The following is a 15,654-nucleotide window of genomic DNA, read 5'->3' as shown; positions in this document are numbered from 1 at the left end:
TGTATTATCAACAAGGATAGCCAAAATCCGCTAAATCCATACCAATCAAGTGGCTCGTTCGTTGATTGCTGTCTTTAAACCTATCCCCAACGTATTCAGCAATAAATTGTTCCCAATCATCTTCTACTCGTTGATGAATACCTTGAGGCAAAAGTCGCTCAACCACTACCGACAACTTAGCCGTCGTGTGATCAGCCAGTGATGATTTTCCTTGCCTCCTAGCATAGGTAGGCTTATCAAGAAAGAAGTTAAGTCGCCGTCGAACAGCAACTGCTCCTCCCTTATACCCAATATTTTTTGGTCGAGAAAAAATATCAGGAATATCCCCAGCGTTGATATCTATGCCAGCGAAATTGATAATTTTTTGAACAAAACTTTTTTTGTCTCTGCTTAATAATTCCAATGGTAGGACTAGAATATTAGCTGCCCCAAAAAGGTTTTGATAATAGGTAATGGGTAAGTCATATTCCAGATAATCTAACCGACAAGTAGGTTTGAATGCAGGTTTGTTTATGTCCGCACCAATATATTGTTGAATTGTTTCGATTCCTCCCTGTTTAATATATTGCCGATACGATGACAGTATCATTGATTGCTGTTCACGGATGATGATGAGAATTCTACTGTCAGGAAAGACAGCATGAATTCTATCAGCAACTTCTTTGCCCTGATACGTGCCACTTACAAAATTATCGCTTAATGCCTCATGTGACAAAACTGGCACCAGACCACGCTTTTGGGCTTCCTGAAAGCCTACCTCGAACGTTTTTTTGGCTGACTCAGGAGAAAAACGGTAGGCATTGGGAACCAGAAATTGAATGACCGCCTGACTAGACTGAGATCCCCATGGCGTCAAAAAGCCTGCTTTTTCGTCCTTGAATAAGACTTGCTGGAGCCATGTTGAGCCAGTCTTGTGATAGCCGATGTGGATAAGCAGTTTAGGAATTTGTCCCATAGCCTTTTCCCATTGTTGCAAAATATTCCCAACTTTACTTGATTCTGCCCTTCTTAGCAATCATAGCCAAAATCAGCCAAATTCATGCCAATTAACTGGCTCGTGCGCTGATTGCTTAAGCGAAAATAATCTCCAACGTACTCAGCAATGAACTGCTTCCAGTTTTGTTCAATACGTTCATGAATGCCCTCAAGGAGAGGTAGACTATCAACTACTTCGGCTATCTTGAGAACTAGCCTCCAACTTGGCGAACGTCCTGAACCCGCAAAATCGTTATCAACAAATCGGTTTAGACGGCGTTTAATCGCCAGTGTTGCTCCCTTGAAGCGGACATTTCTGGCGGCATTAAGATTGTCACAGTTTCCCTTAGCTTCAGCGAAGTTGATAATCTTCAAACAAACATCTTGTGGATTTTTTTTGAATAATTCAAAGGGCAAAACGAGTATGTTATTTGAATCAAAAAGCTTTTGATAATATGAAATCAATAAATCATATTCTAAATGATCCAATCGGCAGATCGGTGCAAATCCTGGGTTTTTTATGTCGGCACCAATAAATCTTTGGATAGTTGGAGTTCCCCCTGATTTCACACGTTGTGCATAGGATGAAAAGATCATTGATTTTTGTTCTCGGATGAAGATGAGGATTCGAGCTTCTGGAAATACGGAATGAATTCGTTCAGCAACTTCTTTGCCATGATAGTTACCTCCTAGTTGAGAACCAGCTAAGTGTTCGTGTGACAAGACGGGGACAAGGTCGCGCCTGACAGCTTCCTGCAAACTTGGTTCAAATGCTTTGCGTGCTGACTCAGCAGAAAAACGGAAAGTGTTGGGAATGACAAATTGAGCGATTGCTCCACCAACAGACAGAAAGCCTGACGTCTCATCTTTGAATATGACATTCTGTAGCCACGTTGAACCAGTTTTTGGATAGCCGATATGAATTAGCGGTTTCGGGTTTTGCATCCTGCAATCTCCAAACTAAACAATTCCTAACTGAAAACCCCTGTACTTCTAATAGCTTCCTTTAACGTCTAACATTTCTTCAGCCTCTTGATTTTCCTGGATTGCCATGAGAATTGATTTGAGTTTAGCTCCCCAGCCTTGTGAACTATCATAGAATTGCTCTTGCAACGCCAGACAACCCCGTCGCTTTTGTTCATAAAACTCACGGTCATCACACAATCTTAGCAAGGCGTCACCGTACCCTTTAATATCATCGGGGGGGACTTCCACAACCCCGTCCTGCACATAAGACAACGCTGGGCAAACCGCTGAGGTGACGACAGGACGACCCGCTAAGATGCCTTCAACCACAACCTGGTTGAAACCTTCCACGAAATCAGTCTTTGTCGGTACGATAATAACATGTGCCTGGTTGAACATCTGGCGCATTAGGGATTTGTTGCAGTGACCATGACAGACAAAAGAAGAATCAATACCAGCTTCCTTGGCAGCCAGACGCAACGACTCTAGCGCTGACCCTTTGCCACATATATTCCAAATAATATCCTCTCTGCCTTCAGCAACAAAACGCTTAGCAATCTCCAGCAGGTCAAAAACCCCTTTATTGCGCTCGATTCGACCCGCAAACATTACCCGAAACGGCGAGTGGCTTTCATCCGGCTGATCGATTTGAGCAAAGTCCTGGCGACGGTAGGTTGGTAAAAATTCTACTACTGGCTGATGCTGACCAGCGGTAATTTGTTTTACCTGTTCAGTAATATCATCCGATGCTACCAGGATAGCGGTACAGTCCTTAGCAAAGAAATTACGGCTCAGTCTTGACTTTAACCGCTCTGCTCTGCCTAGGGAAGTATACTTACGCCAAAAAAGGCAATGGAGTGATGGTATTACCCGTATTCCTAACCAAGGGAATAGGGATAAAACAAACCAGTTTGTTCCTCCATAGCCCACGACTATAACATTGGCTCTGAAGCGGAGGGCGGACGTGATTAAGCCAAACTCGTATCCCAACTGACCTAAGTGATACACTATACCTGATGCTCCACGCTGGGGAATCGGACGCCCTTCAAGCGTGAATTGACTATCATGGAAGAATTTCTTGTCCTGAGTCGGAGTAATGACGTAAGCCTGTGCATCTAAAGTCCGACACACTTCATAGAATTGACTGGAATAGGTAATTGATACCTGTGAGGGATCATCCTCTCCCTTAACCCAGTGGTGATAGGTGCTAATTACATCTCCAGGACCGGGTGCGTATAGGAGTCGAAGTGGTTTTGACATGGGTTGAGTTTGGTTTTATAGGCGTTTTAATTCCTGAATGGCTGATAACTCACATCTTGCACTTGTCTCACCAACCGCCTTGGGTTTAAACCCAAAGAACCAAAAGCTATAAGTCAGCTAGTCAGCTAAAGCTAACTGGATATGGATTTTAGTCCATTTTAGTGGACTTGAGCTTTTAGCCAAGAACTTGAGTTCTTGGCGGATGCCAGAGCTTACTGAAAATGGTGTAAGATATCAGTTATTCCCTATTTTCCAGCGTTGAAGTACCTCCTCATTCAAGTTTACCTCATCCTCACCAAGTGTAACGATTACCTAGTCGCTGATAGAGTTTTTCGTTAAAAGGCACAAAATACTCCTGCAGTCGTGCGAGGACGTTCTGATCACCGGGATTTCTCTCATACTTCGCCGCCGCGTATTTCTGATTCTGGAACTGTTGAATCATTGACTGGGGAAAATGTTCTATATTTAAAAAGTCGCATATAGATGCCAAACTTAAGCCTATATCTTGGCAAGATTGCTCAAAATTTAAGACCAGAATATTGTTTGGGGCAAAATAGTTATAATAGTTTTCGAGTTGTTGAATATATTTACCTCGGTCGATATAATTATAAGGATAGTTGGCTGTATTCGCTTCTGGATTAAATTCTTGGTCAATCGCCTCTACAAACGTTCTTGTATCTGCTCTGTCTCGCAAATGCTTGAGTGGTAGACTAGAGTAGCTGTGATACATCTGCCACGCTGAGTAGGCTCGATCGACAGGATTTCTCAGGATGGCTATCATTTTAATGTTGCCTAAGTCCTGTTTGATTAGCTGAGGGATATGTTCATAGTAGAGATAACTGGGTGAGTCTTCAAAGGTCAGTTTATTTCCCTTGCGGAGTTTAGATGGGAAATGCCCTAGATACCAGCCGAAGCCCTTACTGTAATTTTCGGGATTGTCAAAGTAGTAGGTTTCTCTCCATTTGTGAGTGACGACGATTTGAGGATGTTGAGTTAAGTAGTGATAGAGAGAGGTGGTAGCTGCTCTTTGTACTCCAATGACTAAAAAGTCGGGTTTAGAGTTAATAACTGGATAGAGGGGATAGATTATTTTCTTGATCGATTGTTTGAGCATTGAATCACTCTGGGTCATGAGGAACTTTAATTTAATCGGCTGCGGCAATATGGTATACTGTTTTCCCAAGAATTTGCAATAGATAGGGTTCTTACTTTTCACAGGATCTGGAAAACTTCTCTCCCATGGAACAAAAAGCGAAGCAACATCTGGTCTCCCCCGTGCAACGAAATGCGAATCATCATAAGGCTTCCCCCGTTTGAAGGGAAGAGGGGGATCTCAAAGGGAAGGGACTGGGGAATTAGGTTTGATCTCCATTTTTCTAGATGGCGTGAAAACTCAGATAGGGTCTGGCTTCCGCTGCGTCAGTCCTGAGCGTTGAGTGCCAACCTGATAGACACCTAAGCTTTACCAATTATAATTTTCGCCTAAAAGTTTATACAGCTTCTCATTAAAAGGAACGAAATAACTCTTTAAGAACTCTATTTTTTCCTGATCAGCAGGACTTTTTTCAAATTGATATTTTCCTTTATTATACTTTTCTTGTTTTAGATTATCAAGTATTGCCGGGGGGAAGGGGTCTATATCTAAAAAATCACAGACCCGATTCAATACAGCGTCTAAATTAGTACGGAACTGATTCATGTTTAGAACTAAAATATTATCTTTGTTAAAATAATTATAGTAATTTTCTAGATGATGTACATATTTACCTCTGCCGACATAATCATAGCGAAAAGGGTATTTAGCATGGTCAAAATCTGGACTAAATTCTTCCTCAACCGCCTCAGCAAAACTTCTTTTGTCATAAAATCGTCTCAAATGGTCATTATCAATGTCGGCAAAACTATGAAACATCTGCCAGGCTGAATAAGCACGAGAAACAGGTTCTCTCAATACGGCAATCATCTTGATAGTCCCTAAATCTTTTTTGATCCGTTCAGGAACAAATTCGTAGGATAAGTAGTTAGGAGAGGCATCACAGGTGAGTTGATCACCTTTGCGAAGTTTAGACGGGAAATGACTCAAATACCAGCCAAAGCCCTGATTGTAATGTTCAGGGCGATCGAAGTAGCGAACCTCTTTCCAACCAATATTGCCAAAGATTTGCGGATGTTGGGTGAGATAGTTATATAGAGAGGTAGTTCCCGCTTTCTGTTCTCCAATAATTAGGAAGTCGGGTCGAGACTTAATAATTGGATAGGCTACATCCTTAATCAATCGCTTAATCATCTGCCGTCCTCTCCCTGAAGATAAGGTTATAACGTTGTTTTCGCTTTGTTTTGTAATGTAGTGGCGTGGCACAGCTTATTTGATCAACTAAGCATTAGCCCGGAAACCTCAGGGTAGCACCGACGTGCGCCCGATTCAATGGTAAAGTCTATTCCACCATTTTAGCTGGGTCACAGCCAGTAGTGATGTGGCACACTCAAGCAAGATGAATTATAACAAGTCGCTCTGGTGTATTTACAACTCCCTTCTCTGAAGCTGAGTCCAGATGGGATGTTCGTACAAACAAAGTGTAACTAGACCAGCGCGAAGCGCTATAACCCCACGCCCGGAAAACCTATAAAATCAGGGGCTAAAGCCCCTACTACGAACCCAACCTATTCCACCTAACTGGTTTTAGGAATAGCCAAAGAGAAGCCATCTAAAATCGATTGCCCATCACTCTGGGGAAGTGGCACTTCAAGTAGAGAGGCGATCGTCGGCGCGAAGTCTATAATCGATGTTGGCTGATCAAATTGCTTGGGTTCGATAGAAGATCCTAAAACCAAGAAAACTCCACCCGGTTTGTGATCACCAGTCCGGCTATCCCAATACACCTTATCAATCTTCCCTACCTTGGGTGAGTAAACCGAAGCAATGGGTGCATTCCGATTCCACTCGACAATGATTTCTTTTTACTTCATTTATTTTTTCTTGTTATTTTTATGCTTTTTCGCATAAGTTCGTTTGAGCAAGGGGATAAATCCTAAAGCTGTACCTGTACCGAGGAGGGTAAGAGGTTCAGGAACTGATTTTACTTGGCTTCCATGGGTAATGACTCGTAAGGGGTCTAATGTTCTTGCCGCTGCTGATATCGTAAATGATAAGACATTGCCATCAAAACTCACGATATCATTCAGTTCAGGATATTTGCCACTTGTATCTAATCCTCTGCCACTACTGAGGTTATAGCTAGTAGTCTCTAAACCAAATAAGCGGGTACTAACGGCATCGTTTGTGTATGCTCCTCTACTCGCGATTACACCAATAATTTCCTGATCAAAAGTAACTTCCCCCGACCAAATGTGGCGTTGTTGACCTGGTTTGTCTACAAATAAGAAGTGGCTACTAACCAGAGTCCCTGTGGGAATAAGAACTGTGCTATTTGAGCGGTTTGGTTCGTTGAACCCATCAGTCACAAAAAAATCTTGATCAAGAATAAAGTTTTGCTTTTCATCAAAACCCTGAATAGTCTGGCTTTCAGTTTCAGTGTTGTTAGCCTCTAAAACCGAGGGAGCTGGATCGAGCTTCTTGAAATCGAAAGTCCCGACAAAGCTACCGCCTCTGGTCGTTACTGTAGATGTCCCGCCAATAATTGCCCCGTAGGAAGGACTAGCAGCGAGTATAATAGCGCTAACAGCAGCTAGTTGTAAACCTTTTACTAGGGTATTCATTGTTTTTACCTGTGTCATCTTCGAGTCCTTTGACGTGATTCTTCTGCTAAAATGCCCCAGTAAATCGGGCAATGGATATTCCCCAGTGGGGTCATTCCTGACTCTGGTTGTTATAACTCCCTGCTGACAGGTTGTTGCAACAGCCAAAGTGTTACTCTATTTCTACAATGGTTTTACAGTGATTTCCTCCAACTAGGGGAAGAGCTTATGTTCAACGTTAGCAAATCCAGCAGGGTGGAAATATAAAGCTTGTGTAAAAGATGTATGAAGATTGTGTAAAGTTGCTTGGTGATTAGGTTGAGCTTTAGAGTCAGGAATGACGAAGGGGAATTTTTTCGCTGAATCTAGTCATGATTTACTTCATAAGATAAAAAAAGCTATTTTTTTGTCCCCTCTAACAGATATAGAGTCATACCCCTTAGGTTACACAGATGAGCATCTACCCTAAATGAATTGAAATACTTAGCATATCTTTCTGCAACCTCATTCGTATTATTGAAAACTCTTACATGTGCTGGAGCAGGATAATTAGGAACCGTGCCATAGAAATGTGTGCCAGAACGAATTCTTTCTATTACTTCCAGATCACCCTCAATATGTTCTAGAAATTCAGTGCAAAGCACAGCATCATAATTATGGCTATGAAATAAGTCGGTCTTAAAAGCATCAGCCACTACAAAATCAAACTCCGGGCAGATGAGTTCTCTATGTTTTTCCTTGGCAGACTTAACTGCTTCACGGTTAAAGTCAAATCCTCGATAGTTTGGCAGTCCCTTATCGTGAAGCAAGAGTGCTAACTGTCCAGTCCCACAAGCAATCTCTAGGATGGAATTGACTTGGGCAAGCATTATGCGATCAGCAATGACTGTCCATAAAGGATAGTATCCTGATTCCGTGTAGTGCTTATGCCACCTTTGCTCCTCAATCACCTGTTGCTCGTAAAATTCTGGGGGCTGTTCCTGACCTTTCAGCGGCATGCGCTCAGGTCGAAAAGTCTTAATCAGCCGTAGTGCTATTGGTGGCAATATTTTTTTCACAGAGGACTTAACTTTTACGAGTGTCATGGTAACCGTTTATATTTTGGGAGCATCCCAATTTGGCGCGTTGACTCTTTGAATGGGGCTAAAACCCTTGCAGTTGCCTTACTTGAGGTCATGCTTTGTCCAAAACGGGATGCTCCCTATATTTTCCGCATGAAAGCTTATGCATTTATGGCGAAGACAGCGAACTACAAACCTAGCGTTAGTCAATGCCTGGTTAAGTTCTTACCCCATCAATGACAGCCTCACTCCTTCCCAACAGCAACGGTTTCCCCTGCAACCGTTCCGGAATCGGCGCTCCCATCAACTCCAGAATCGTTGGTCCGAGATCCATAACATGACCTTCTGATAAACTTGACCCAGCCTCAATACCCGAACCCAACGCCATAATAAACCCTTCTGGACGATGACTCCCTCCCCGATAAGGCGGTAGAGGACCAAACCGCCCATACTCAGGACTATCCATCACATCCGTAGGATACTCTTCCTGCCATACCACAATTAAATCAGCATCCGGCAACTTCGGATCGCGCTCATTGGGATCATTTCGTGTCCGCACAATACGCTTAACCATGGGTATCCCCTTACGGGCATCTTTGAGCGCATAAAGCTTCTCACACAACTCATCGCACAGAGCATGATACTCCGACGGCGGCACAATCCCTTGCGGTTCTCGCCCCTGAAGGTTAATCCGCACATACCCCTCAGCAAAACTGGGTAGGGCAAATGCCTTCATCGAGGACCACAGGGGTTTATACCATTGAGCTGGATTCCAGGGTACCACTCGCTCCCCTTCCCGTTTGAGTTGGAAGGGTGAAACTAAATCGGTTCCCTGACTCGAGTCAAGCCAAGGTTCAATCAGCTTAAACAGTCGAGACGGCGTTTTCCGCCGCAGAAAACCGCGAATGGGATTAGTATCATACTTCGTTCCCCACACATGACGCTCCCACCAATTCCATTTCATCTGAGTGATCAGTGGAGGCACGGGTTCTGATACCTTACCATACCCAATGCCGAATTTTCCGGGAAAGTTAAAGCGGTAAAGAAACTCAGGCAGATAGGCAAAACTAGGTAAATCAATCGTAGCCGCTCCTGTACCGTGGGCAGAAAAGATCAAAATATAGGCATCATCAGGAGCCTTCGCCAAAATCTCTGCGATCGCACGATCCATTTCCTGATAAACTGCCAGCAAGGGGTCATGGGAGACACGGGATCTTAGAGATTCATACAACGGATGATCCGGTTGACTCAAGTGCCAAAACAAATGACCCCCAGAATGCGGGTCATTGAATACCGTCAAAAATAAATCCCAGTTTTCCCGTTCTAGCAAATCTTGACAAATTGCCGATCGCCGTTCAATGCCAACCTTTAACCGTTCCTCAACCTGAAAGGTTTTCGGCAAATCCAGACACACCGAGTAGTCGTTGTGCAATGCTGGACTCGCGCCATGCTGATCAACCAACTCTTGATACAGGGTTTCCGGTAACGAACCCGTCTCCACTTGTGGCGAATGCGCTCCCCAACCCGCCACCTGTACCCCCTTAATTTGATCCGTCAACCGCACCTGGGGAACGTCAAATGCCGCAACTCGATACTCCTCACCCAAGGCGTAAAAGGCGGGATATTCTTGAAAATCATACGCCGCGCGGGTTTCAAAGTTGTATGTTCCTTCCCGCAATCCCATGTGCGCCCAAAACCCCGTCTTTTGAGGTGGATTCCCGGTAGCAAAGGTAGTCCAGGCAGTTTCCACATTCGAGTCTCGGAAATTATCCAGACGCCCATAGATTCCCTGCTGCCGCAGACGGCTAAGATTTTTTAGGTATCCTTGCGCCATCCATTTTTCTAGTAGAGATGGTTCAGCGGCATCTAGCCCGATGGCGATAACCGGATGCTTGCCCTTGACCATGAAGTTAGCCTCGGTTGAGTGCAGTATTCTGTGCCTACAATTTAGCAGAAGATTGGAGATTGAGTAAATACTATAGTTTTGTGGCGGGCAACAGTGCTGTAACCACTGTGGAATAGGTTGTAGTGGCGTGGCATACCTTATTTGGTGGATTAGAATTGTAGGGGCGCACCGACGTGCATCCGTGTCAACTTAAGGTAGAAAACAAATGCTGGCAAGGTTTTCAGCTATGTCTATCTACTGCTCAAAATTTCCCCCTCATCCCCTAACCCCTTCTCCCACCCCCCTCGTTCCCCCCTGCGAGGAGGGATGACAGAGGATGCTTCGCTTTTGTTGCATGGGAGAAGGGGGATCGGATGCTCTTGCTCCCCTCTCCCAAGGTTGTTGGGAGAGGGGCTGGGGGTGAGGGCTGGCGTGGGAGAGGGGCTGGGGGTGAGGGGTTGAGCTTAAGTTGACACCAATGACCGACGTGCGCCCAATTTCACCGCCAAATCTATCCCACAATTTTAGATATACGGTGCGTTACGCTTCGCTAACGCACCCTACTGGCTCAATAATTATGCATCAATTTAGGCATGTCAGCCCACTACTGGATTGACACAACACCCCCTTCCCTTGCAGGGAAGGGGGCTGGGGGGTTAGGTTTTCCGAATTCGCCAACAGTATTCTTCGAGTCGCCAGGGCTTCTATCTCAATCCAGCATATCCCCAATAATTTGAGACATTCTTTCCCCCCACTTATCCCAGTTCAAACGCTGATCATATTCCCTGCGACAAGAGTGAACCAACTGCTCATAGCGATTCGGTTCTGAAACGATATCCGCAATTAAACGAGCATACTCCTCTCCTGACGCCGAAAGCGATAACATATAACCATTTTCCCCCGACTTGACAATCGTTGGGATACCACCCACATCCGTGGTCAATACGGGTAAACCAAACGCATTGGCTTCACAAATCACAATGGGTGAACATTCAGCACGAGTGGGAAAGACAAAAAAATGAGACTTCAGAAATAACTCATTCAGTTTCTGTCGCTGCTGCGGCACATTTTTATTTAAATAGGGAATCACCGTCAACTTCTCATGCTTAACCGGCGGCACCGTTCCCACAACCACTAATTCCGCCTCAACCCCTAGTTCAAGTAAAGCTGTTAGGGTTTCAAAGACAATCGTTCCCCCCTTCCTCTGCCAATCTTTGCCCACAAATAACAACTGACAGGGTGAAGCCAGTTTTCGGGATAGGGCTTGCTCTGCCAAAGGCGGGTCATCTAAATTTGCCCCCAAGGGAATTATCTCAATTTTAGTTGCATCCGCCTGATAATCCTCGATCGCTGACTGAGCTGCCCATTCTGAGGAATACACTAACTTAGTTGCTTTTGATACCGCTATCCTTTCTTGCCGATCTTTCCATTCGATCTCTTGCTCGTCTAAATCTAAAGGATAATATTTTTGATATAATTTCAAGGTAGTATCTGAATAATAAACAATTGGCAAATTGGTTTGAAAAAAGCTCAACTCCTCTGAAGCAACGGGAGCAAAGAGGACATCGCAATTTCGTTGAATAAGCTGCTTTTGTACCTCATAAGCGAACTTGGTATACTCAACCAGGTAATCAGGGGAACCTATTTTTCCAGACCCGTTATTTTTCCTTGCCCGATTCCAAATTTTCCGCCAGCGATAAGGGGTTTGGGGATTTCCTAAATCCACCACCTGAAGCTCCGTTGCTTTTAATGCCCTGTACATCGAGTTGAGAGTCCCCGAAAAGGCATTTCTATCTAAATAATTACGAGACGAGAAAAATCCAACTCGATGGCTTGGCATTGTTGACCTACCTGAATAGTTTCCGACAAATCCTATTTATTTTTGGCTCAAACTATAACGCGATTAAGTAAAATATTGTTTAATGCCAACATTTTTAATAACGGGGTCAGCCCCCTAACTAAAGTTTTCAGCCGTTCCCGGCGATGGCTCCTCCCACCACTGAGACAGAGGGCTGCTATCCAGAATGCGCTGGACTAACTCGATCTGCTCTGGCTCTAACTTTTTATACCATGCCGTCGCGATCGCGGTGGAACTTGATGCACTTTTGGCTATCTCCGCTTCGATGTCCTTTGTCCAGGGTAGATGACATTTCTCATAAACATGCTTCGCCACATCAATGGGATTAGCAACCAAGTCCTCGTAGACAAGCTGCACATAATTGGAACGTCCCTCACCCGCCGTGTGAATGGTTTCGCTAGCATAACGCCAATACCACAACTCCGATTCCTCGACAGACATGGCGTCTATATCGCCAAACCGTTCAGCCCACTCCGGTTCATGTTTAACAATTTCCCTAAGGCGTTCCCGGTTATTCTGCTTAACCACCGTAATATCCTGATCCGCCCAATAGCGACGACTCATCGAATTCAAAAATCCACCCGGATGTCGGACAATATGAATCACCAGAACATCAGGACGGTTGCGTAGAACCCAATCCGCCCAGGCTGGTGCCATGTTAATCTTTAAAACAGTCAAAGCTTGCTTCAGGGCATCCGGGTGAGCAAACCACCAAGGAACGAACCATTCCGGTTGTCCTAACTGAGGAAACAAAGGGGAAAGGAACTGACGTACCCGACGTTTCCCCAGAATCAAACCCCCCCCAAACCGACGCACAGGTTCATAGATATGGGACTTCCGACGAGTGGCAATTCGGTCGCGATCGCCCATACTTAAAGAAACTGAGGCAACGGCTTGATCCCACTCAGATGGAAAAGAATCATTAATGGAGTGTCGAACAGTCGGCGAGGGGAATTGGGCGAGAGGGGAATTTTCTAACTCATTCGGTTCATTGCGACAATGAGTATCGGGGCTAAGGTCGAGGAGGTCGAGCAACCAATTTGTCCCAGAACGCCCTTGTCCTACAATTAAGATATAATCTGACATCCTAGCCTCCTTTTCTTGGTTTCACAATCATACCAAGTTGCCGTTAAAGAGATAAGCTGTCATGGTTTGCGGAGTCCTGAGCGAAGCATCTACTCTAGATTCTGGCGCTCGTTCCTCGCTGTAGCGAAAGCTTCACGCTTCGCTCTCATAAGACATGTTAGAACGCAACTTGGTATCAACTGCTCTCCTCTTGCTCCCAGACGTGCCATGGCACGTCTCTACACTGCTCCACACTGGCTCCCCTCTCCCAGGCTTGGGAGAGGGGCTGGGGGTGAGGGCGTTATCAATTCCGAACCTATGAGCTTAAGTTGATACAGATAGCAAGCCTTACGCCCCGACATTTGGGTGTACCTCATGCGCTTGGGAACCGCTATACATGACTTTTTGCGTTCAATATAGCACTACTATTGTTGACTCTTTGACATTAAGGAAGACCTTGCCACCAATGGGCGATTACCTCTCATTTTTTTATGAACCTTTGTCCCTTGCAGTAGCAGCCCTGTTATTCCCCCACTAACCAAGGGAAAGACGGGGTTAAACATACTATTTATCAGATTGTCATTCATATACAGGGTTACAGTAACTGCCACCGCAATAGCTGGTGCGACTTTAGGATTAAACCAGTATTGAGCCGGATAACGCCAACACAAGATTACCACAGGTAGCAACAGGGCGGCTGTTATACTGAAAACGCCTACTAATCCCCTATTGCCTAATGTAATCATCCAAAAACTATCAGTGATGGTCAAATCTATAGGTTCTCCCCATCTATTATAGTCATACACACGATTTCGGTTCCATCCGCCCCAGCCAAAAATTATCCGCTGCCTTGCCTTTTCTCCCAAAAGTTGCTCCGCATCAAAGCGGAATTCCAATGAGCCAGCTCGTTCTTCATTGGTCATCTGGCTCACAAAGGAAATAACTTGATCCTGCTGTTGCGGCGTAAACTGTCCCATGGCTACATAGGATTGGTAGAAGAAGATACCCCCAATCAGGAGTAACAAAGGCAGGGCGGTGCGGAGCCAGCGGGCGGCAAATAGGATAATCAGTCCAAAGCCACATAGAAGCCATGCTCCTGTTGATTTACACAGGATAAAAGTAATCAGCAACAGGGGTACGAGCCAACCCATAGGTATTCCCCAGACTTTTTTAATCACTCCAGCTTGCCACAGCCAAATTCCGACTAAGGTTGCTGCCATCATCCACACACCTACGGCTAAACCGTGTTGCATAAACACTTGCGGTCTAAATCCGCCATAACGCATGGTTTGTAGAAAGCTATGAGGAAAGTAACCGTAAACTATGTTGTGTAGCTGCGGACTCATGCGGATTTCAAACAGGCATAAAGGAACATAAACCATGCCACCCAGGAAAATGGCTATTGCCAACAGACGCAATCCTTTAAAATCGTTGAAATAGATGCGACCGAGAAAATACGGAAATCCCCACTGTACTGTTTGACTTAGAGTTTGTGAAAGACCATCATAAAGTCCCAAGCCATTGCTCAAGGATGAAGCTAAAGGACATACACACCAAATGAGCATTGGCAGATCAAGCCAGCCAAATTTAAAGGAATGGAAGCGTCCCACATCAAAGATGCAAGTCGCCAGCAAAATCCCATAACTTGCTGCTGATACCCGGCTGTAGTCTGGGAAACCGACAAACGAAAATGCTGCTTTCTGGGGTAGAAATAGCCAAGCGCCAATGAATCCAATAACAACTGCCTTCTGTACGGGAAACCGAATAAACAGGTACAACAGTAGTGGTATCCAGGCAAGCATTGCCAGTTGAGCTTGGGGAGTCATAGGTTTGGCTTTAATGAAGCAGTAATTGAGTTTTTTGAAGCTTAACAAATATTTTATTATTTGTTATTTATAAAGGCTTTAATAAGGTTTAAATAACGTAATTATTAGGAGATAAACTAGAATAAATGAAACCTCGCTATCTGTGATATTAGTCTAAAATCCAATGCTTAATTTGGGAGTGACAAAATCGTTCCCATAGCTTAAATATAATCTTTCCCAGTCGGGTCTTATTGCATTGAAGGTGAGCCAACTTAATCTGAATCTGCCTATCGAAGGGAACGGTTTGCCGACGCAGCGCATCAGCCGCAATCCATTGCCCAAATGCCTCAGCGGAGTCAAACTTGAGGTTTCTGGCGCTTAGGGCGGAATCGAGTCCCAGAGGACCCGATTTGGTTTTGACATTCATTGGCGATCGCGGATCATCCATATTGTGAGCGTATAGCAAAGGAACAGGATATCCATTAACCAAACCATCCACAGACATAGCATATCGAGCCACAGGAAGACCATGACGGGTTTTTTTCTGGTAGCGAATCAGGTAATCGCGTCGCGCTAGAAAGGATTGACCCTGAATGCCCATACAACGGAATACCCGTTCCCCAGATAATTCAACAATGTTGTGTTGGGCAAGGGTTTCGTTCCAATCTTCCGGCATGAAGATCCAGCAGCCTAACATGCCAAACTTTGGTTCTTTGCGGATCATCGGCGCGATTCGTTTTGTCCAACCTTCTGGTAGAAGGATATCATCATCAATCTTACCAATGACATCACTGGTGGCTGTTTCAAAGAACCAGAGACAAGGCTGGTACTGAACAGCATTTTCCGGGTTGAAATGGCGTTTGACCAGGCGCGGGTCGTTGATCGAGGCAATCAAGTCGGCTGTGCCATCGGTAGAGCCATTGTCCCAGCAATACAAGCGAAAGTCTGACGGATCGGCTAAAAGATTCGGCAGTGTCTTTTCCACATACTCCCGGCGGTTCCACGTAATTAGCAGTAAATCTACGGGTTGAGACATAGGATACAGAACATATAGAAACGCCGATTAGGATTCAAGAAAGACTC

Annotated in this window: 13 protein-coding genes; all 13 read right to left on the bottom strand. The window is 44.8% G+C overall.

From position 1 onward, the window contains the following. Positions 1-7: 7 nt before the first annotated feature. Complete coding sequence (locus tag RIB93_RS28640; RefSeq protein ID WP_446378072.1) at positions 8-976, bottom strand: sulfotransferase; 969 nt, start codon at positions 974-976, stop codon at positions 8-10. A gap of 32 nt (positions 977-1,008) precedes the next feature. Next, the gene (locus RIB93_RS28635) at positions 1,009-1,920 is read right to left on the bottom strand and encodes a sulfotransferase domain-containing protein (RefSeq protein ID WP_446378070.1); all 912 of its coding nucleotides are present in this window, start codon (positions 1,918-1,920) and stop codon (positions 1,009-1,011) included. 48 nt (positions 1,921-1,968) lie between these two features. After that, entirely contained in the window at positions 1,969-3,201 is a 1,233-nt protein-coding gene (locus tag RIB93_RS28630) for a glycosyltransferase family 4 protein (protein WP_446378068.1), read from the bottom strand. 292 nt (positions 3,202-3,493) lie between these two features. Beyond that, positions 3,494-4,315, bottom strand: coding sequence for a sulfotransferase domain-containing protein (locus RIB93_RS28625; RefSeq protein WP_446378066.1), 822 nt, complete (start codon positions 4,313-4,315; stop codon positions 3,494-3,496). A gap of 348 nt (positions 4,316-4,663) precedes the next feature. Beyond that, positions 4,664-5,488: a sulfotransferase domain-containing protein gene (locus RIB93_RS28620; RefSeq protein WP_446378200.1), complete on the bottom strand. Its 825-nt coding sequence runs from the start codon at positions 5,486-5,488 to the stop codon at positions 4,664-4,666. A 383-nt stretch (positions 5,489-5,871) separates the two neighbouring features. Continuing rightward, on the bottom strand, positions 5,872-6,081 hold the full coding sequence (locus RIB93_RS28615) for a hypothetical protein (protein ID WP_446378065.1): 210 nt from the start codon (positions 6,079-6,081) through the stop codon (positions 5,872-5,874). Between the two features lie 87 nt (positions 6,082-6,168). After that, positions 6,169-6,990, bottom strand: a complete 822-nt coding sequence (locus tag RIB93_RS28610) for a PEP-CTERM sorting domain-containing protein (protein WP_446378063.1) — start codon at positions 6,988-6,990, stop codon at positions 6,169-6,171. A 305-nt stretch (positions 6,991-7,295) separates the two neighbouring features. Then, on the bottom strand, positions 7,296-7,982 hold the full coding sequence (locus tag RIB93_RS28605; RefSeq protein WP_446378061.1) for a class I SAM-dependent methyltransferase: 687 nt from the start codon (positions 7,980-7,982) through the stop codon (positions 7,296-7,298). A gap of 193 nt (positions 7,983-8,175) precedes the next feature. After that, a complete protein-coding gene (locus RIB93_RS28600; RefSeq protein ID WP_446378059.1) occupies positions 8,176-9,864 on the bottom strand; it encodes an alkaline phosphatase family protein in 1,689 nt (562 codons plus the stop codon). A 688-nt stretch (positions 9,865-10,552) separates the two neighbouring features. Then, on the bottom strand, positions 10,553-11,683 hold the full coding sequence (locus RIB93_RS28595) for a glycosyltransferase family 4 protein (protein WP_446378057.1): 1,131 nt from the start codon (positions 11,681-11,683) through the stop codon (positions 10,553-10,555). 114 nt (positions 11,684-11,797) lie between these two features. Next, positions 11,798-12,787: a sulfotransferase gene (locus tag RIB93_RS28590; RefSeq protein WP_446378055.1), complete on the bottom strand. Its 990-nt coding sequence runs from the start codon at positions 12,785-12,787 to the stop codon at positions 11,798-11,800. Positions 12,788-13,191: 404 nt separating this feature from the next. Beyond that, positions 13,192-14,592, bottom strand: a complete 1,401-nt coding sequence (locus RIB93_RS28585; RefSeq protein ID WP_446378053.1) for an O-antigen ligase domain-containing protein — start codon at positions 14,590-14,592, stop codon at positions 13,192-13,194. 148 nt (positions 14,593-14,740) lie between these two features. Continuing rightward, the gene (locus RIB93_RS28580) at positions 14,741-15,607 is read right to left on the bottom strand and encodes a glycosyltransferase family 2 protein (RefSeq protein WP_446378051.1); all 867 of its coding nucleotides are present in this window, start codon (positions 15,605-15,607) and stop codon (positions 14,741-14,743) included. Between the last annotated feature and the right edge of the window lie 47 nt (positions 15,608-15,654).

It is taken from the genome of Coleofasciculus sp. D1-CHI-01 (assembly GCF_040218875.1).
GTDB lineage: Bacteria > Cyanobacteriota > Cyanobacteriia > Cyanobacteriales > Coleofasciculaceae > Coleofasciculus.
This window is presented reverse-complemented; position numbering and strand designations above follow the sequence as displayed.